The 18,551-nt window shown below is 61.8% G+C and carries 16 protein-coding genes; 1 reads left to right on the top strand and 15 read right to left on the bottom strand.

What is annotated here, in order from left to right; translation table 11 throughout:
• The first annotated feature begins 27 nt into the window (after positions 1-27).
• Positions 28-1,422 (top strand): UDP-N-acetylmuramate--L-alanine ligase, encoded by a 1,395-nt coding sequence (gene murC / locus C1725_RS11270; RefSeq protein ID WP_346026601.1) that lies wholly within the window; start codon positions 28-30, stop codon positions 1,420-1,422.
• A gap of 54 nt (positions 1,423-1,476) precedes the next feature.
• Here the strand turns inward: murC and C1725_RS11275 are convergent, their stop codons facing one another.
• The 15 genes from C1725_RS11275 to C1725_RS11345 form a co-directional block, all read right to left on the bottom strand.
• Entirely contained in the window at positions 1,477-1,860 is a 384-nt protein-coding gene (locus C1725_RS11275) for a Rid family detoxifying hydrolase (RefSeq protein WP_102411700.1), read from the bottom strand.
• Positions 1,861-1,885: 25 nt separating this feature from the next.
• Positions 1,886-3,436, bottom strand: a complete 1,551-nt coding sequence (locus C1725_RS11280; RefSeq protein WP_102411701.1) for a VanW family protein — start codon at positions 3,434-3,436, stop codon at positions 1,886-1,888.
• A gap of 47 nt (positions 3,437-3,483) precedes the next feature.
• On the bottom strand, positions 3,484-4,353 hold the full coding sequence (locus tag C1725_RS11285) for a PHP domain-containing protein (RefSeq protein ID WP_346026602.1): 870 nt from the start codon (positions 4,351-4,353) through the stop codon (positions 3,484-3,486).
• Positions 4,354-4,677: 324 nt separating this feature from the next.
• Complete coding sequence (gene ftsH / locus C1725_RS11290) at positions 4,678-6,561, bottom strand: ATP-dependent zinc metalloprotease FtsH (RefSeq protein ID WP_346026603.1); 1,884 nt, start codon at positions 6,559-6,561, stop codon at positions 4,678-4,680.
• A gap of 68 nt (positions 6,562-6,629) precedes the next feature.
• Positions 6,630-7,196: a hypoxanthine phosphoribosyltransferase gene (gene hpt, locus C1725_RS11295; RefSeq protein WP_428829583.1), complete on the bottom strand. Its 567-nt coding sequence runs from the start codon at positions 7,194-7,196 to the stop codon at positions 6,630-6,632.
• 37 nt (positions 7,197-7,233) lie between these two features.
• Positions 7,234-8,601 carry a tRNA lysidine(34) synthetase TilS gene (gene tilS / locus C1725_RS11300; RefSeq protein ID WP_346026604.1) on the bottom strand — a complete coding sequence of 456 codons (1,368 nt, stop codon included), beginning with the start codon at positions 8,599-8,601 and terminating at the stop codon, positions 7,234-7,236.
• Positions 8,602-8,707: 106 nt separating this feature from the next.
• Positions 8,708-11,092, bottom strand: a complete 2,385-nt coding sequence (locus C1725_RS11305; RefSeq protein ID WP_102411704.1) for a SpoIIE family protein phosphatase — start codon at positions 11,090-11,092, stop codon at positions 8,708-8,710.
• A gap of 163 nt (positions 11,093-11,255) precedes the next feature.
• Positions 11,256-12,965 carry a glycoside hydrolase domain-containing protein gene (locus tag C1725_RS11310; RefSeq protein WP_102411705.1) on the bottom strand — a complete coding sequence of 570 codons (1,710 nt, stop codon included), beginning with the start codon at positions 12,963-12,965 and terminating at the stop codon, positions 11,256-11,258.
• Between the two features lie 169 nt (positions 12,966-13,134).
• Positions 13,135-13,653, bottom strand: a complete 519-nt coding sequence (locus C1725_RS11315; protein WP_102411706.1) for a Gx transporter family protein — start codon at positions 13,651-13,653, stop codon at positions 13,135-13,137.
• A complete protein-coding gene (locus C1725_RS11320; protein ID WP_102411707.1) occupies positions 13,650-14,246 on the bottom strand; it encodes a NusG domain II-containing protein in 597 nt (198 codons plus the stop codon). The genes C1725_RS11315 and C1725_RS11320 overlap by 4 nt, the downstream gene beginning before the upstream one ends.
• 3 nt (positions 14,247-14,249) lie before the next feature.
• On the bottom strand, positions 14,250-14,618 hold the full coding sequence (gene rsfS / locus C1725_RS11325) for a ribosome silencing factor (RefSeq protein WP_346026605.1): 369 nt from the start codon (positions 14,616-14,618) through the stop codon (positions 14,250-14,252).
• On the bottom strand, positions 14,612-15,202 hold the full coding sequence (yqeK, locus tag C1725_RS11330; protein ID WP_102411708.1) for a bis(5'-nucleosyl)-tetraphosphatase (symmetrical) YqeK: 591 nt from the start codon (positions 15,200-15,202) through the stop codon (positions 14,612-14,614). The genes rsfS and yqeK overlap by 7 nt, the downstream gene beginning before the upstream one ends.
• Positions 15,203-15,216: 14 nt before the next feature.
• Positions 15,217-15,816: a nicotinate-nucleotide adenylyltransferase gene (nadD, locus tag C1725_RS11335; protein WP_346026606.1), complete on the bottom strand. Its 600-nt coding sequence runs from the start codon at positions 15,814-15,816 to the stop codon at positions 15,217-15,219.
• Between the two features lie 85 nt (positions 15,817-15,901).
• A complete protein-coding gene (locus C1725_RS11340; protein WP_102411710.1) occupies positions 15,902-16,561 on the bottom strand; it encodes an HAD-IA family hydrolase in 660 nt (219 codons plus the stop codon).
• A gap of 22 nt (positions 16,562-16,583) precedes the next feature.
• Positions 16,584-18,446 carry a DUF2207 family protein gene (locus C1725_RS11345; protein WP_346026607.1) on the bottom strand — a complete coding sequence of 621 codons (1,863 nt, stop codon included), beginning with the start codon at positions 18,444-18,446 and terminating at the stop codon, positions 16,584-16,586.
• Positions 18,447-18,551 lie beyond the last annotated feature (105 nt).

Consider the following 18,551-nt stretch of genomic DNA (forward strand, 5'->3'; position numbering starts at 1 on the left):
GTTCTTGCTTTTAAAGGGAGTGGTCTTATGCTTTCACCGCACATCCGGGATTATACCGGCAAGCGCGTCCATATGATCGGCATCGGCGGCAGCTCCATGTCGGGCCTGGCCGAGATGCTCCAGCAAAAGGGCTACGCCGTCACGGGTTCGGACGGCACCGAATCCTACGCCACGAAAAAGCTTCGCGCGCTCGGCATCCCCGTCGAGATCGGGCACCGTCCGGAGAACGTGCGCGGCGCAGGCCTCGTGGTCTATACCGCCGCCATCGCTCCCGACAATCCCGAACGTTTGGAAATCGCCCGCCTCAACATCCCCAGCATGGAGCGTGCGACGCTGCTCGGCCAGCTCATGGAGGGCTATCCACGGGCGGTAGGCGTCTGCGGCACGCACGGCAAGACGACCACGACCTCCATGCTCTCTCAGATCGCGGTGAACGCGGGGCTCGACCCCTCTGTTCACATCGGCGGTCAGCTCGACGCCATCGGCGGCAGCACGCGCATCGGGGGCGGCGACGCCTTCGTGGCCGAGGCGTGTGAATTTAACGCGAGCTTTCTGCACCTGCGCCCGACCATCGCGGTCGTGCTCAACATCGAAGAAGATCACCTCGATTTTTACAGGGATATCGACGACATCACGCAGACGTTTGGCAAATTTCTCTCCCTGCTGCCTTCGGACGGCCTGTGCATCGGCAACGGCGACGACCCGCGCGTCGCTTCACTGATGGAGGCTCTTTCCTGCGCCCATGAAACCTTCGGCATGGACGGCCGGTGCGACTGGCACCCCGATAACCTGCTGGAAGACGATACGGGGCGCGCCGGCTTTGACCTCGTGTACAAGGGAGAAGCGCGCACCCGCGTCCAGCTCAGCGTGCCCGGCCGCTTCAACGTGCTCAACGCCCTGGCGGCCATGGCTGCGGCGCATGCGCTGGGTGCGTCGTTCGAGGATTTGAAGCGCGGTATGGAGGCTTTTACCGGCGCGCACCGGCGCTTTGAGCATACCTCTACCGTGCAGGGCGTCCGGCTGTATCACGACTACGGCCACAACCCCACGGAGATGCGCAATGCTCTTTCCATCGCGAAGATGCAGCATCCCACCCGTCTGTGGGCGGTCATGCAGCCGCACACCTACTCCCGTGTCAAGCACCTCTTTGGCAGCTACATCGACTGCTGCCGCGACGCGGACGAAATCCTCATCACCGACATTTTTGCCGCGCGCGAAAAGGATCCCGGCGACATCCACGCCACCATGCTGGTAGAAGCAATCGAAAAGACCGGCCAGCGCGTGCATTATACGCCCACGTTCGACGACGCGGAAGCCTACCTTCGCGCGCATTGGCAGCCGGGCGATCTCGTGCTCACCATGGGCTGCGGCAATATCAACCTCCTGAACGACCAGATCGCGCAGCACGAGCCGCAGAATTGACGGACGGACGAAAGCGCACCCCTCGGCATAGCCGCGAGGGGCGCGCTTTTTTGCTTAATGCTTTTTTGCGATGACCTCAATTTCAATCTGCACGCCGAGCGGCAGCTTGCTGATTTCCACGCACGTGCGCGCGGGATAATCCGGGCCAAACCAATCCTTGTAGATCGCGTTGACCTCTCCAAACTTGGACAGATCGGTCAGGTATACGGTCGTCTTAAGCGCATCCTGCATCGTCGCCCCCATCTCTTCGAGCACGAGCTTGATGTTTTCAAACACGCGAACCGCCTGCGCCGTGCAGTCTCCCTCCACCGGCTTCTGGGTTGCGGGGTCGATCGGGATCATGCCGGACAGGTAAATCGTATCGCCGTATTCGACCGCGGTTGAATACGGCCCGACCGCCTTGGGACCCTTTTCCGTCAAAAAGCACTTCTTTTCCATCGTACGTTTCCTCCCTTATATTCGTCTATCCCTCTGGGATAATCTCTTCCGGGGCAGGCGTATCCACCGGTCTTGGTGTGACGCCCACATAGATTTGCGGCGCGCTGGCCTTATACGTATCCGTCGAGATCAACTCGCGCTCCATAAGCGCGGAATTTTTCGTCGTCACGAGGTACGTCTCCACCACGTAGCCCTGACGGCCCTTGCTCGCCTGGTACTCCTCGTCCTCATACACCACGTACCTGGCGTCCTTATCCTTCACGTAAATCGGATCGGGCAGGGGGAGCGTTTCCACTACCGTCGATTCGAGCGTGTAGCGAATGCCGTCCGGCAGGGGCTTGCCGAAGATCGTGATTTCGATGAACTTGCGGCTTCCGTCCTCCACCATGCGCGCCTTGAAGTAGATCGGCATGTCGCTCGTATTCCGGAAGATGAAATCGAGGCCGCGGTCGGACACGGTTGCGTCCTGTCCCGGTTCGGCGTAGTTGGAGGGAATCGCGTGCGGCGTACGCTCGATGATTTCGAGCCCCCCGCGCGCGACCGCCTGATACAGCGCCGTGGATACCTGGCAAACGCCGCCACCGATGCCCTCCACGTACTCGCCGTAAGCGATTTCGAGCGCCGTGGTGAACCCGTTCGCTTCCGTGCGCCGGCCGACGGCGCTGTTGAAAGAAACGCGCTCGCCCGGCGAAATGACCAGACCGTTCAGCTTTTCCAACGCGACCGCGATGTTTTGGTTGCGGCCCGCTTCGCTCGAGGAGGATATGTTGCTCTTCACGATGACGACGGCGGAGATGTTCTCTTCCAGCATCGCGCGCGTTACCGTAGGCGCCGTGAGCTCCGGTTCGAGCACGATGTCACGGCTTTCCAGCGAGCGAACCGCCTCGAGTATCTGCTCCTTGACCGGCACCGTGTCCAAATGACGCCCGTATACCTCGTCCGTAAACGCGAAGGGCGTGTCGCTCGAGGGCTCAAAGGAAGACGCCGCGTTCTGCACCTCCCGCTCAAGTCCTTCCTGAACCTGGCTGAGGATGCTGTCCAGCATCGCCTCGTCATACGAGATCTCGCCGATGATCGCCATCGGTTCCTTTTTGGCGCTCTGGATCTGCGAATAGCGCTCGTACAGGCTCCCCGACCGTCCGATCGCCCACGCTTTGTTGAGCTGATCGCCCACTTCAAAGCGCATCGAGAGGTCCGCCGGGGTAATCGTCTTGGTTACATCCTGATAGGTCAGGTTCACGTGCCAGCCTTCCATGCCCGTCTGGGCCACGCCCGTGAGCTGCGCCGCCGCCTGCTCCGGGGTCATGCCGCCGAGCGAAACGTTGCCGATGTAGACGCCGGGCACGAACGTGTCGTCATAGGCGTGAACGCTGACGCTCATGTAGACAGCCAGACCGATCGCGGCCAGCACCAGAACGATCAGCGCAAGCAGCAGGCCGAAGACCGCCTTGGCGCGCTTTGAAAAACGAATGCGGCTGCCGGGTCTGCGCCCTCTTCCACCTTTTTTTATGGGCTGTTTCGGAGTCTTCGGCTGATGAGGGGTTTGCGGCGTATACCCCGCCCTTGAATAAGACATACCGCTCACTCCTTTCGATGGTATTACGGGCTCAACGCTTGAAGCATTCAGGCGCCCCTAAGGGTTCCCCAACGAGTGCCTGCGGCGTTCCAAAGCGCCTTCGCGTCAGCATCGCAGGTCTCCCATCTGTCCAATCCGTCGCCAAGATGGGTTTCTCGCATCTGCTCGCCGTGGTAATCGCTGCCGCCCGTCACGAACAGGCCCTTCCTGCGCGCGAGCGCGCACAGAAAACGCAGATGATTGGCCTGATGACTGGGATGATATACCTCAATGCCCGCCAGGCCCTGTCCGACCCACTCGCTGACGCAGGCCTCCAGCGCGGTCTCCCCCATGCGCAGCAGGCCCGGATGCGCCAGCACAGGCACCCCTCCCGCCTCCCGCACAAGTTCGCACCCCTCCGCCACGGTCGTCTTTTCCCGAGGCACGTAAACCGGCTTTCCCGGGTTCAGATAACGTTCAAAGGCCGTGCGCATGTCCGGAACGAAGCCCTTTTCCACCATGAGCTTGGCGATATGCGCGCGGGACAGAACGCCCTGCGCCATAGCGCGCACGTCCTCAAGCCGGATTTCCATCCCGAGTGCGCGCGCCTTGTCCACCATAGACCGCATGCGCGCCGCCCGTTCCACGCCCTTCCGCTCAAAATAACGAAGGAGCGTCGCGTCGTTGGGGTCGATTCCATATCCTAACAGATGAATTTCTCTGTCCATTCCGGCGCTCGCGACGCTGAGCTCGACGCCCGGCAGCAGCGCGATATTCTCCGCAAGCGCTCCGGCGCGGGCCTCTTCCAGCCCGGCGATGGTGTCGTGATCGGTCACCGCGATCAACGAAAAGTCCGCATGTGCCGCCGCACGTACCACCGCATTTGGAGCGAGCGCGCCGTCCGAGGCGGTCGTATGGATGTGTAGGTCCGCCTTCATGCGCATTCGTCCTTTCCTCGTGGGTTCGGATGCCTGTCCCGGGATTCAGTCAGGAATCCCGATTTTATCCCGCGGGATACGCGAAAGCGGCGCAGGTCCCCGCCCGCAGCCGCTTTATGCCGGCCGCGGACGATCCTTCACCGCATCGCTATCGTTTTTCGGGCAAAAGGCCTCATTCGGAAACGCCCCTACGGAGCGCGGCGCAGCCATCCCCCCGGGCAGCGCGGCACAAAGGCAGGCCTCATCCGCCGCCCCTCGCCGCGCAAGGACGCGCCTTCCCCTAGCGCTCTCAATGCTCGAAAACCGCATGTAGCTCCCCTTTAATCAGGCTTCCTCTTCCTTGTTCATAAAAGCCTCGAACTCCGCCTTGTACACCGTCTCTTTTTCGATCAGCAGCTCGGCAAGGCCGTGCAGCTTCCCGACATTTTCCCGCAGGATATCCGTCGCCCGATAGTACGCGTTTTGCAGCTGCTCGCGAATTTCCGTGTCGATGAGCGCGGCAAGTTCCTCAGAGTAATTGCGCGTCTGCTGGCTCATATCGCGCGCGAGGAAGACTTCCTGTTCGCCGCCCAGATAGATCGGGCCCAGCTTGTCGCTCATGCCGTACTGCGTCACCATCGCACGGCACAGCTCCGTCGAGCGCTTCAGATCGCTCGTCGCGCCGTTGGACACGTCGCCGATGACGAGCTTTTCCGCCGCGTAACCGCCCAACGCCATGGTCACGAAGTCGACGAGCGCATTCTTGGTCGAAAAATCGCGTTCCTCCACCGGCAGGGACAGCGTGTATCCGCCCGCGCCGTTGCCGCGCGGCACGATCGTCACCAAGTGTACGTCGTCGCAGTATTTCAGCTTCGCCCCCACGATGGCGTGCCCCGCCTCGTGATAGGCGACCAGACGCTTATCCTGTTCGGTCACGACGTGACTCTTCTTTTCGGGGCCCATTTGCACGCGCTCCACCGCGTCGCGCAGGTTCTTCATCGAAATGACGGTACCGCCCGCGCGCGCGCAGAGGATCGCCGCCTCGTTCATGATGTTTTCTAGATCCGCGCCCGTGAAGAAGGGCGTGCGCTTGGCCAACACGGAGAGGTCTACGTCGTCCGCGAGGGGCTTGCCGCGCGAATGCACCTTGAGCACCGCCTCGCGGCCGCGCACGTCAGGGTAATTGACCGTAATTTGCCGGTCAAAGCGTCCGGGGCGCAGCAGCGCCGGGTCGAGGATGTCGCGGCGGTTCGTCGCTGCGAGCACGATGACGCCCTCGTTGATCGAGAAGCCGTCCATCTCCACCAGGAGCTGATTGAGCGTCTGTTCGCGCTCGTCGTGCCCGCCGCCCATGCCCGCGCCGCGGTGACGGCCGACGGCGTCGATCTCGTCAATAAAGACGATGCTCGGCGCATGACGCTTCGCCTGCTCAAACAGGTCGCGCACACGGCTCGCGCCGACGCCGACGAACATTTCCACGAAGTCGGAGCCGGAAATCGACAGAAACGGTACGCCCGCCTCGCCCGCGACGGCCTTCGCCAGCAGCGTTTTGCCGGTGCCGGGAGGGCCCACGAGCAGGACGCCCTTGGGAATGCGCGCCCCGAGGTCCGTAAACCGCTTGGGGTTTCGCAGGAAGTCCACGATCTCGGCGAGCTCTTCCTTCTCCTCGTCCGCGCCTGCCACGTCCGCAAAGGTGATCTTGTTCTTGTCCGGGTCAAAGACGCGCGCGCGGCTGCGGCCGAACGACATGACCTTGTTGCCGCCGCCCGACTGCTGGCGCATGATGAACATCCAGAAGACGAACACGAGCGCCATCATAATCAGGAATGGAATGAACTCCAGATACCACGGCGTCTGCGGCTGAGGCAGATAGGTAATGCCGAACGCGAAGTCCAGCTCGCTCACCTGACTGACCGGCTTGCCCAGCTTGTCCGCGTAAATCTGGCGCACCGTCGCAAAGAAGTTGTCCTTGTCGATGGTCGTTTCAAAGTCGTACGCCTTGTCGGGGAAATCCATCTGCGCGATCTTTGTCGTGCGCATCAGGCCCACCAGCGTGTCGTCCAGAATGGCGACGGCGGAGATCTCGTCCTTTTCGATGTACTCCAAAAGCTTGTTGTAATCTATCTTGACGCTGCGGGTCTGCCCCATCGCGCCGAACATCTGACTGATGATGATGATCGCCAGTATGATGACGGCATAAAGCGCAAACCCCCTGTATGACTTCTTCAAGCGCTGACCTCCCTAGATGATGATGATCGTATTATTATAGCACGACTCGCGCCGGCTTGCAAATCTTCTTACTTCGAATAGACCTCCGGGCGCAGCACGCCGATATCCGGTAAATTGCGGTACGTCTCCGCGTAATCCAGCCCGTAGCCGACGACGAACTCGTCCGGAATCTGGAATCCCGCGTAGTCCACGTGCAGGTCCACCCGCCTTCGCTCCGGCTTGTCGAGCAGCGTGCAGATCTTCAGCGACGCCGCGCCGCGGGAGAGCAGATTGTCCTTGAGGAACGAGAGCGTCAGGCCGCTGTCGATGATGTCCTCCACGACCAGCACGTGCTTTCCGACGATGTCCTTGTCCAAATCCTTGAGGATACGCACGACGCCGGAAGACTTGGTGGCGCTGCCATAGCTGGAAATCGCCATGAAATCCATCGAAAGCGGCAGATCGATCTCGCGAATCAGGTCGGCAAAGAAGACGATCGCGCCCTTCAGGATGCCGACCAGCACCAGCTCCCCCTCCATGCCGTCATAATCCCGGGTGATCTCTTCGCCCATCTCCCTCACGCGCGCCGCGATCTGCTCCTTTGTCAGCAGCAGTTCGTCCTTTAAGTCCCTGTACATCCTGCGTTCCTGTTGCATGTTTCAAGCTCCTTATTTCCTCTTGTTCGTTTTTCTTCTATAGCCAGGGCAATCTGCCCGAAAAGGCAAGGTATTCCGCACCCCGACCGTCCTTCAGGACGGCCGCTTCCTGGCTCACGCGCAGCCCAATCGCCCAAAGAATCCTGTCTTTATCGGCAATCAGGGGGACGAGGTCTCGAAAAGGCCGATCCAGCCGGCAGTCGATCATCGTCTGCTTGAACTTTTGCGCTCCGGCGGCGCCCAGCGGCCAAAACCGGTCGCCCGGCCGCCTGTAGCGAACGACGGCGCCTGACAGCGCATCCGTACGCAGAGCCTGCCGCCGTATGCCGTCGCCCAGCCCTTCATATTCTCCAGGGACGTGCCTCAGGCATCCGCCCAAGGGCAGCGTTCTGCCTGCCAGCGCCTCTTGCAACGGAATCTCAAACGATGTTTCGGGGCTGAACCCTTCCGATACGACGTGCAGATGCGTCCAGCCCGCGTGCGCCGTAAAGCCGCCCGTAAGGCTGCACGTACCGCCCATTCTAACCGTATTTTCCAACCGTTCAAGGCACTCATAGGACAGGTTTTTGACCCCCGCCTCGACGAGGAACCCGTAAAGTGCCCGGGACAGCAGCGCCGGATGGAGCGGCCGCAAGGGTTTAAGCGGCATGCACAGACCGTAGGGCACACCTATGGGCGCAGGCAGGCAAAGGCTTTTCAGCGCCTCGTCAAAGTACGCTTCGTCGCGCCGCGCCATGCCTGCCAGGCGGCAAAGCGCCTCCTCAACGCGTGGATTGACACTACGAAGAGACGGCATCACCGTGTGCCGCACGCGGTTGCGCGCGGGCTCTAGAGAGGCGTTGGTCGAATCCTCACGCCAAGACAGGCCCCGTTCATCCAAATAGGCGAGGACTTCCGATCGATTTACGCCCAGCATCGGGCGGACGTAAAGGCCGCTGCGCGCTTGCATCGCGCAAAGGCCGCGCCCTGCGCTCCCCCGCGCCGCATGCAGCAGCAGCGTCTCTGCCTGATCCTGCATATGATGTGCCAGCGCGACGGCCTTGATGCCCCCGTTCGCCGCGCAGTCCTGTAAAAAAGCATACCGCGCCTGCCGCGCGGCGTCCTCCAGGCCGTTTTTCCACGCCCGCGCAAGCGCCGGTACGTCTGCGCTCCCTTCGTGCAGCGGAATTTGCAGCGTATCGCAAAGCGCACGCACGAATCGCGCGTCGTCGAGCGATTCCCCGCCGCGGATACCGTGCTCGAAGTGCGCAGCCTCCAGCCGGATTTCTCCGGCCTTCGCCATACCGTACAGCGCGTGCAGCAGCGCGACGGAATCCGCCCCTCCGCTGACCGCGGCGAGCACCACATCCCCCGTATGCACGCCGCACGGCCCCAGCAGCGCTTCGCGGACCTTCTCTTCGAGCATGGATATTTCCCCCATCATATACAGGCTATATTGTACCCGCTAACGGCTGGAAGCGCAAGACGAAAAAAAGAAAAAAGTCACCGCTTTATGCCGCGGCGACCCTGGGTTATCCTCTTTTTCGTCCCTGCCGGTATTCCTCCATGCCGCTCTCGACGATGCGCACGCACAGCACCGTCATGTCGTCGCCCGCCTGCCCGCCCTGTACGCGCAGCGCGCGCTCCAGCAGCGCACGGCTGATCGTCTGAGGACTCTGCGTGCGCAGGCGGTCGATCGCCAGCATCAGCCCTTCCTGCCCCTGCGGGAACGTATCCGCGACGCCGTCCGTCATGAAGATCAGCAGGTCGCCCACGTCCACCTCCACCGAGCGGGAACAGGGCTGCACGTCCAACAGCATGCCCATCGGCAGGGTGTCCGCTTCCAGCGCTTCGCACTTGCCGTCATGGACCAGAAAGGAAGTGCACGCGCCCAGCTTTTCAATCGTAGCACGCCCCTCGTATAGATCCAGCAGACACAGGTCCAGCGTCGCGAAGACATCCTCCCCTGCGCAGGAAACCATCAGGCTGTTGACCGCCTTGAGCGCCTGCGCTCGGGAATATCCGGCCTTGAAGCAGCGGTACAGGAGCCTGAGCGCTGCTTGGCTCTCCCGCCGCGCGGCGCTTCCGCTCCCCATACCGTCGCTGAGCGCCACCAGGCACCTTCCGCCCCGCAGCCGGTGGGTAAAGTTGCTATCCCCCGCGACCTCCTCGCCTGCCTTCTTCATGCTCGCCGCCGCAACCTCGGCGTCCAGTGGAGCGTCCTGCTCGAAGTACAGCTCGGTTTGCAGCAGTTCGTCGTAGATGCAGCGCACCGGCGTCTTGGCGGCCGCGGCGATGGCCTCCTGCACGCTGCCGATCGTGGACTCGTCCTTTCGTTCCACCATCACCCGCAGCCGTCCGCCGCTGCGTACCGCGTAGATGACCCGCGCCTGTATACCAGCCCGCGTAAGCGCCCTCCTGATCTGCTCGCTGACCGCGTTGTCCAGTTCTATGTCCTCGCACAGTTCGCCCGACAGACGCGTCACGGCCTGCGCCAGCGCTCCCAGTTGGCGTTTCATCGTCCCGTGCTGCTCAATGCAGCGCGTATAGGCCGCATTTTCCATGCGTTCCTGCATGAGCTGGCCTCTGCGCGCCTCCGCGAAGTGGCGGCTTCGCTCGCAGCCCATCGCTTCGGCTCCCTGACGCACCTCCTCGTCCGAGCGCTCCGGCAAAGGCCGCAGCATCTGAGAAACCCACTGCTTGGTATGGGCGAATTCGTCGTTCCAGCAGACCATTCGCTTCCCGCACTGCTCGCAAAAGCCCTGTGCAAAGCGCTCGACGCGCGCCTCATCCTCCCGTTGTGGCGCGTGCGGGGCGGGCAGCGCGTCGGTCATCTCCCGCAGACTGCAAGCCACGTCGCGGACGCTATGATATGTATAGCGCCTCGATAGCTCCGCACGCGCGTCCTCGCCCAGGGCGGGCGAGATGCGCTTTTCCATCCAGATCAACACGGACTGCGGACACAGCGTCAGCGCCGCCGCCGCGCAGAGGATGGACAGCAGCGTCCCCCACCGCAGGAACTCGAGCCCAAAGAAGGCGCACGTGCAAAGCGCCGCGACGCCGACTCCCGCCGCCGCCCGGTTGCGGGTTCCGCCGCGCGCAAGGGCGCAGAAAAAGCCCGTCAGCAGCAAAAGGACGATTTCGTGCGCGGGACGCCCGAGCAAGGCCAGCGCAAGCCCGACCGCGCCGCCGCAGGCCACGCCCGCGACGCCACCTCCGGCATAGGCGCAGGCGCCCGTAAGCGCGACAGACACCACGCGCACGAGAAATCCGCCCGCAGTTCCCAGCCCGTTCAAACCCGCCAGCATACAGACCGCGAGCACCAGCATGCACAGGCAGTCGTCCGCCGCGCCGGCGCTTTCCCGTCCCTGGATCATCAGAATGATGCGCGTAAACACAGGCGTCAGCGCGAGTACGCCGACGCCGAGCTCCACGCACTGAAAAATGGCGGTGAATCTGTCGCTCTGCACGAAGAGCGTCGGCAGTGCCGCCGCGAACGCCGACAGCGCGTAAAGCCAGCAATGCCATTTGGGCTTAAAGCATCGGCGCGCCACGGGCATCATGAGCGAAATGACGATACACTCCGGAAGCTGCCAGCCCTGCATCATGACGCCGCGGAAAACGCCCGTGAGCGCGCCCGCGATGATGCCCGCCGCTCCCCAGGCCGCCGCCTCGTCAAAGGCCAGCAGCGCCGCAAAAAATGCCGGTGCGACCGGCATGCTGCCGAAAGGAAGCGCCGCAAAGGAAGACAGGAACGTACAAGCGAAGAAGAACAGCGAATGCAGCGGTTCAATCCGCACCTGACGGCGCTCCTTCCCCGCGCTGTGCGCGGTATGCCGCCGCCGTCCGTCCCGGCGCTTTTCACGCCTGTCCGTGCTTGTCCCCACTTCAAGCCTGCATACCCTTCTCTGCGCCATACACAAAACTCCCGCTCTATCCGTTTATGCCCTATTATAGTTCGGGCCTAACGGCGGGGTTGTCGTACCTGCGCGCGAAATTGCGCGCGAATCCGACGCCAAAGGACGTTCCTTGAACGAATACGCAAAATCCCCGTCCACGCGATGGACGGGGACGGAAAAACTATTGGTCGCAGCGCGCGTCGATTTCCGCCGCTACGCGCTCCCGAAGGTTCAGCAAAAACGCCGGATCCTTGGGATAATTATCAAAGGTGAGCCTTCGCATGCCGCAAAGGCCGCAGATCATCTCCTCGACAAACGCTCTTCCGGCGAGCGATTCCAGCTGTTCAAGCGCCCGAAGGTCAAAGAGCGCGTCCGCCTGTACTTCCGCGCGGATCGAGGAAAGCGGCTCTCCGTCCGGCCCCGGATAGACCAGATAGGGATCCCCGGAAGGAAAAGCGTACCTCGCATGGGTTACGCGATACGGATCGATCGGCTGCAGGGAGTACTGCGCGTTATAAAAGTTGTATCCCCAATGCAGGAAGCCTTCGATGCGATACAGGTACAGCAGCACACCCATCATGCGATTCCGGCTGCTCGGCATCGCGTAAAACCGGTTCGGGACGTCCTTGCACTGGCCGCAGCAGTAGTAGGCCCAAAGCCCCGGCACGCCCGCCTCGACAAAAGGCTCGATGTGGTCTACGGCGACGACGGGATGATCGACGAGCCCTTCACGATAGAACCCAATGTCGCTCAGCGCGTCCATGATCCGGCAGCCCTGCAGTAAGTCGGCGGCCTGCGCCCGCGCCGCGCGGTATTGGCCGGAATGCCCGGCCGAGGGCTCGTCGGAAATGTGGTAGATCACATGCTCGTCGTCATACCCCAAACCGGCGAGGTATTGGCGAAGCGCAGGCAAAAACGCCTCCAAAAAGGCACGATACAGAGGACTCCTGGCGGACACGTCCCATCCGAATTTTCGGTGCAGCGCGCCTTGCTCGTGCACGTAGATGTTCGGCGTCGCCGCCGCGCCCCACTGGGTGAAAAGGTGCGCTATCTCGAGCGTGTCGACGCCGTTCCTCCGGCAAATATCCGCCCAGCGCGCAAGCTTTGAAAAGTCAAAGCGATAGGCACCTTCTTCAAGCTCGATGTCGACCAGCTGTACGCACAGCCGCTCGTGCCCGACCGCGGTGTCCAGAGGCGGCGTAAACACAGGCGTCAGCAGCACGTTGATGCCATGCTCTTCCGCCGCTGCCTTTATAAAGCGCTCGACAATTCTCCAGTGCGCTTCGCTGTAAGCTTCAACGCCATAGTACTGCGCAAGGCAGTCCGCGTGAAACCATTCGGTATGCAACAGCTTCTGGGGCGGAAGCGACGCGCGCGGCACCCGCAGCGTAAAGTGCAGGACACACGCACGCTGAGCACCCTCGGGGCGCTTTACGCGAGCTCCGTTCGGGGCGACGTGATCCTCCACCGCAGCGACGGTCACCTGCACCGGATAATCCCCCGGCCTTGCGTCCTTGGGCACGTCAAAGGTCAGCCACAGGCTGCGGTACTGCCGGGGCAGCGGCTCGATCTCGTCCGCTTCGAGCGGCCAAAGCAGATCCGGGTACAGGCCCGGCTGATCCCGCAGGTAGTTTTCATCGCGCCGTTCATAGCACGGGAAGTCCGAAGGCAGGCACTCCACCCGCCGCATTCTCGGCATCTGAGGCGCGCCCGAGACCGCCACCTTGAACCGCCAGGCCGCCGCCCCCGCCTGCGAATGAAAAACGAGCTGCACGCCCGCGCGCGTCCCGCGCCATGCCGTGCACACTGCCCCCTCGGCGAGCGCATCGGGTTTTTGATCGGGAAACACCTTTTCCAGTGAAGACGCGAGAAAAAACGTGTAAGGCTCCATCCCCTTCTCCTCCTGCTTCCTTGGCCGCGAGCGGCCGGTCGTCTATGCGCCTTGTACGTCCATTATAGCATGGCAGCGGCTGAAACAAAAGGAAGCGGTATACAAAAATGCCTTTTCCCCGCGCGCAGGCATGAAAAAAGGGCGGGCTTTCGCTCCGCCGTGTTTTTCGCTATGACCTCGCCTGCGGCATGTGCTTTAGGTGCTTCATGACCATCTGCGCGATGATGCCGGTCAACACGCCCGTAACCACGCCGACTACCAGCAGAATGGGCAGATACGTGGTAAACAGCTCCGGCAGCTTCAGCTGAAGCGCCGCGACGAGGATCTGACCGACGTTATGAAACGCCGCGCCGACGACGCTCGTCCCGATGACGCTGACTCCCTTGATCCGCCTGACGAGCAGCATCATCAGAACGCTGAGCAGGCCGCCCATAAAGCTGTACGTCATCATCTGCGGGTTGCCGAACATGAATCCCGTAATCAGAACCTTGAGCACCATCAAAATCAACGTCTGACCGATACCCATCATGTACACGGAATACAGGAGCACCGAATTCGCCAGACCCAGCTTAATGCCGGGCACCGGTATGGGGATCGGGATCTGGATGGCGCTGTCAAAGTAACCCAGGATCACCATCAGCGCGGTCAGCAGGCCCGAAAGCGCCACGCGCCTCGTCCGCTCGCTCATGGAGCTTCCTCCTCGCCTGCGACGAGCCGGATGACCACCTGATTAGGCAGGCACACGATGAGATTTCCCAGAATCCGGTTCGTCTCCATGTAGTTGATCGGGATTTCGTCCTGATAGACGCAGTCCTGGTTTTCGCAGGTGGAAGAATGCATCTTGACGCTCGTAGGCGTAATGCTGACGACGTTGACCGCCCCGTTCTCCTGCCTGACCGTAATTTCCTTGTCCATATCCATGGGAATGGGGTCGCCCCAGCGCTTGCTTTTTACCTCGATGACGACGTAGTTGTTCGTCTGAATGCGCTGCGGCACGGGCGGACCCACCACTGCGCTTTGTGCGTTTGCCGCTGTGGGCTCCGCCGCCGGGGGCGCTTCCGTTTGCGCGTCCGCCGTTTCAGCCGGCGCCGTGGTCGTGCGGGGCTGATCCTCTGCCTTCGGCGCGGCCGTCTCCTCCGGCGGCGTCGTAGGCTCCACGCGCCCGGCGGTATTCGCCGGGATCGTCATCCTCTCCGGCGGTCTGCTCTGCGTATAGGAAAACGCGCCCAGCGCCGCGACGAGCACCAGGACGATGATCAGTACGTCCCTTTTTTTCATCATACCTTACTGCCCTTCGCCCTGCGCCTCTTCAAAGCACACGCCGTTCGCGCCGTCCGACCACAGGCGCTCCAGCTGATAATACGCGCGATCCTGCTCATGGAAGATGTGAATCATCAGGCTGCCGTAATCCAGCACGATCCACCGTCCGTCCCCTACGCCTTCCTTGCGGCGCGGGTCGAAGCCCTGTTCATAGAGTTTCTCCTCCACGTGCTCGCAAAGCGCCTTCACCTGCGGCACGGAGCGTCCGGAACAGATCAGCATGTAATCGGTGATGACCGTCATCTCGTGCACGTCCAGCAGCATGATGTCCTGCGCCTTTTTTTCGTCCAGCAGTCTCGCCGCGAAAATAGCCATTTGTTCATTGCTCAGCATTTCGTTTCCTCCTGTAAAGGTTCTGTCAGCGCGATCAGCGCTTTTTGCGTATCGGGATGCAGCGCCTGGCGGTTTTCGTTCACGTAGCCGGCGCTTTGGGATAAGGCCAGGCGCATTGCGCCGTCAAGATCCGATTCGCACAGGGCGCGCACGTCCGAAAGGCCCGGGTATTCCTTGCGCCCCGGCTCGATCATGTCCGCCAGATAGATGATCTTGTCCAAAGCAGACATGCCCGCGCATCCTGTCGTGTGGTAACGGATGGCGTGCAGCACCTCAGGGTCGTCCACGCCGTATTCCGCGCGCGCACGCGCCACCCCTGCAGGGCCGTGCATCAGCGCGCGCGAAGCGCGCATGTCGCTATCTACCGTCTGTGCTATGCTATCATTCTGTACGTACGCGTTCATTTCCTGCAAAGAACAGCATTTTGCGCAGTCATGCAGAAGCCCGGCGAGCGATGCCTTCCGCTCGTCCGCCCCGAACGTCCGCGCCATCCGAACGGCCGTCTCCTCGACGCCCAGCGTATGGCTGTAGCGCTGCGGGTCCAGCGTCTTCTTCAGCTTTTTCAGCATGTCAGTTCGCGTCATCGCCCTGCCCTCCGTCACGCGCCGTACAGAGCGTGGTTTCGTATGTACGCGGCGACCTTCGCCGTGACGGCCTTCTCCAGCGGCCCCTTTTGCGCAGCAAGAGCACGCACCATGGTCGCCGATATGTCCAGCGCCGGCATGTCGAGCCAATACATGACCGCACCGCTTTGGCGCAGGGTGTCCATACATGAGATCACTTCCTCCGATCCGTATCCCGGCCGCCCGCACACGATAAAGCTGGTAAGCGAGAGCACCTCGTCCACATGTCGCCAGGTGTGCAGATCCAGCAACGTATCCGCACCGATCAGATAATACAGCGAGGCGTCCGGCATGCGCGCGCGTAGGAGATGAAGCGTATCGACCGTGTATATCACGCCGCCCCTCGTGACCTCCAGATCGCAGGCCTGAAGCCTCGCATCCTCGAGCGCCGCAAGGCGCACCATTTCCAAGCGGTCGCGCTTGTCCGCCAGCCCCTCCCGCTTGTGCGGTGGGTTACCGGTCGGAAGCAAAAGCATCTTTTGAAGCGAAAAAGCGTCCAGCGCGCAAAGGGCCATGGCGATGTGGCCCCTGTGAATCGGGTTAAAGCTGCCGCCGAATACGCCGATCTTTTGCACGCCGCGTCCTCCTCCAAGATTCGTAACAGCAGATATTATACCCGATTTGCCGGCGAACGGGAAGAGAAAAATTCACCCCCGCCGATCAACGAGTCGGAAACTGAAAGGCCCGCAGCGCTTCCACCGTCTCAAAGTAAAAATCGCAGTGCGCGCGCATGAACCGCTCGATTTGTTCCACCCGTCCGGACCATCCGGCGCAGGCGAAGGACACGCCGCAGGCGCGGGCCATGTCAAAACCGGGCTTGAGATCATCGACGACGAGCAGCTCGCCGGGCGAAAGACCAAAGCGTGCCATGATCTCCTGGAGCGGGTAAGGATCAGGCTTTCGCCTGCCCTCCCCCTGCTCCCAGCCGAAGACCGCGTCCGGCGCGATGCATCCGTTTTCCCGATAATCGCGCAGGATGTTGTCGGCGTAGGAGTGCGACACCACGCAGACGTGCCCGCCCGCTTCCTTCTGCAGCCGAACGATCTCCGCGATGCCGTCATAGAAACGCGGAATTTTGTTCTCCGCGTGTCTTCGCCAATTCTGAAGCTGAAATGCCATTTCCGTTTCCGAAAAGCCAAGCGTCTCATAGCAGAAGTCGCTGAAGCCCGGATCGAAGCTGGCCAGCAGAAATTCTTCCAGCGTCAGGCGCATGTTCGGGCGCAGCACGGAAAGGGTGTCGACGAAAGCGGGATAGTGAATATCGGGCGTGCTTATCGCCACCGTGTCGTCATGGTCTAGCACCAAGCATTTGTACTTCATCGCCGCGCCTCCTGCCGTCGTCTCAGTTTGAAAAGCTTCCGCCGCTTCCGCTGCCGCTGCCGCCGCCGGAAGAGGAAAAGCCGCCGCCGCTGCCAGCGGCGCTCGCATCCGCGGCGGGCTGCCACTTCGACGCCGTGCGCATCGAATCTCCTAGGTCATGCAGGCTGCTGTTCATCGCGGAGGAATACAGGGCATAATTGTACCACGGATTCACACCCCCGTCATAGGGCCCCGCCTTCATCTCCGGATAGCGCAGCGGAAGCGCCTCGAGCAGCCGCTCGTCCCTGCCCATGGCCGTGGCGTAGACGATCCACTGCCTCCACACGTTCACATCGGGCAGTTCCGTCTCTTTTTCGAGCACGAAGGCGTCCAGATAACGCCCAAATGCGCTCCAACCAGCGAGCACATCTTCCCCTTCCTGGCTCAGGCGGACGCCGGGCGCGCCCCATCGAAGGACGATGAAAAAGAGCGCCGCAGCGAGCAGCAGGCCCGACAGGTACATTTCGACGGACGTCAGCAGCGTCACCCCGACGCAAAGTAGGAAGGCAAGCACAGACGACATGCCCGCCAGCACGAATCCGTTCTGGTTCCAGCGGGGCCTTTCGGTCAACGATTTCAGTTCCGTCTCGACGGGCGCAAAGAACGCATCCAGCTTTTTCTTCGCTTCCTCCGGCTTTTCTTCCATCCGCGCTTTGACATCCTGCATCGACAGGCGTGCCCTGTCCTGCGCAGCCCACAAGAGCAGCTCGCGCATCGCCTGTTCGTGCGGCAAAAGCTCCGCATCCACCTTATTGAACGACAGATACGCCTGATCCGTGTCATTTTCTATCTTTACACAGCCTTTGCGGCTCAGCTCCATCAGCGTCGCCGTCAAAATCTGCCCGGATACGTCCGCCCGGTCGTAAAAATGGCACAGCAGCCCCACGAGCGCCGGAGAGCGGCCGTCGGGCAGGGCATACAGATATTCCGGCTCGTTTGCGGCGTCGTGCCGCCAGGCGGAACGCACGCGCTCGCCGCCTGTCGCGTAGCCGCCGCGCCCGATAACGCCCGTACGCTTCAATATCCAGGCCAGGCATAGACAAAGGGCCGCTACGGCCGCCAGGACGCAGAGGCGAATCGTCAGGGCGTGCCTGCGGAAGTTCGCGCGCTCTGCGAGGCGCGCTTCCTGCGCAAGGATCGTCTCCATACCGTTTCCATCCATCCTGTGCCCGCCGGTAAACCAATCGGGCGGCATGGCGACGCGGACGTCCAGCGGCTCTTCGCCCGGCACGTCGCCGACGCTCAAAGATGCGTGGTTAGCGTCTTCCTTCACCAAGCTGCCGTTCAGAGGACCGTGCGCCCAGATGTGATAATCCGCAGTCTCCGCCCCTTCCGCGTACGGCAACGTCAGGGAGGCCCGTACGTACCCCGTATGGGAGACCTCGCTCGCGCCCGTCAGGTTCCACGCAAATTCAGCGACATCGTCATAAAGAAGCACTGCGTCCTGAACCGTGTAACCGATTTCGATCGTGCGCGCTTCGTTTTCGCTGCGATGGTATACCTCCACCACTGTTCCGCGCTCGTCCTCGTAGACCGCGGCCCGGCCTTCCGGTCTGGCCTCATCCGGAGCGCCAAGGATCGTGCACGGCTTCCCATCCACGGCGACACGCCAATCCGTCAGCGCATAGCGCTGCGAGGGAAGGTATACGCGCCCATAGCGCGAAAACTCGTCCTCCCCGCTGAACTCCACTTCCCATCTCTCCGAAACGATCGCGCTTCCGTCCTCCTCAATCTCGATCAGGAAGTCCGCCGCGCGCTGATAGGTCGCCTGATCCTCCGCCCCGGCGCCCGAAGCGATTCCGAGCAGCAGGAGAAGCAAGCAGCATACGATCATTCTCTTTTTCACGTGGGTACGCCCCCTTCCATTACAGGTGTATTCATTATTGACGATACCGCGCTTTCCGTCAATCCTTGAAATCGCGGTATTTGCTGGCAGTGTCTTCCGCATTCA

This window comes from Beduinella massiliensis (assembly GCF_900199405.1).
GTDB classification, from domain to species: domain Bacteria; phylum Bacillota; class Clostridia; order Christensenellales; family Aristaeellaceae; genus Beduinella; species Beduinella massiliensis.

What these genes read in the sequence shown, in the direction of transcription:
- C1725_RS11310 (WP_102411705.1), bottom strand. Translation starts at nt 12,965, where the DNA reads ATGGAGCCTTACACGTTTTTTCTCGCGTCTTCACTGGAAAAGGTGTTT.
- yqeK (WP_102411708.1), bottom strand. Translation starts at nt 15,202, where the DNA reads ATGACGCGAACTGACATGCTGAAAAAGCTGAAGAAGACGCTGGACCCG.
- C1725_RS11340 (WP_102411710.1), bottom strand. Translation starts at nt 16,561, where the DNA reads ATGAAGTACAAATGCTTGGTGCTAGACCATGACGACACGGTGGCGATA.
- C1725_RS11305 (WP_102411704.1), bottom strand. Translation starts at nt 11,092, where the DNA reads ATGGCGCAGAGAAGGGTATGCAGGCTTGAAGTGGGGACAAGCACGGAC.
- C1725_RS11315 (WP_102411706.1), bottom strand. Translation starts at nt 13,653, where the DNA reads ATGAGCGAGCGGACGAGGCGCGTGGCGCTTTCGGGCCTGCTGACCGCG.
- rsfS (WP_346026605.1), bottom strand. Translation starts at nt 14,618, where the DNA reads ATGCTGAGCAATGAACAAATGGCTATTTTCGCGGCGAGACTGCTGGAC.
- C1725_RS11280 (WP_102411701.1), bottom strand. Translation starts at nt 3,436, where the DNA reads ATGTCTTATTCAAGGGCGGGGTATACGCCGCAAACCCCTCATCAGCCG.
- tilS (WP_346026604.1), bottom strand. Translation starts at nt 8,601, where the DNA reads ATGCTCGAAGAGAAGGTCCGCGAAGCGCTGCTGGGGCCGTGCGGCGTG.
- C1725_RS11285 (WP_346026602.1), bottom strand. Translation starts at nt 4,353, where the DNA reads ATGAAGGCGGACCTACACATCCATACGACCGCCTCGGACGGCGCGCTC.
- murC (WP_346026601.1), top strand. Translation starts at nt 28, where the DNA reads ATGCTTTCACCGCACATCCGGGATTATACCGGCAAGCGCGTCCATATG.
- C1725_RS11320 (WP_102411707.1), bottom strand. Translation starts at nt 14,246, where the DNA reads ATGATGAAAAAAAGGGACGTACTGATCATCGTCCTGGTGCTCGTCGCG.
- C1725_RS11275 (WP_102411700.1), bottom strand. Translation starts at nt 1,860, where the DNA reads ATGGAAAAGAAGTGCTTTTTGACGGAAAAGGGTCCCAAGGCGGTCGGG.
- hpt (WP_428829583.1), bottom strand. Translation starts at nt 7,196, where the DNA reads ATGCAACAGGAACGCAGGATGTACAGGGACTTAAAGGACGAACTGCTG.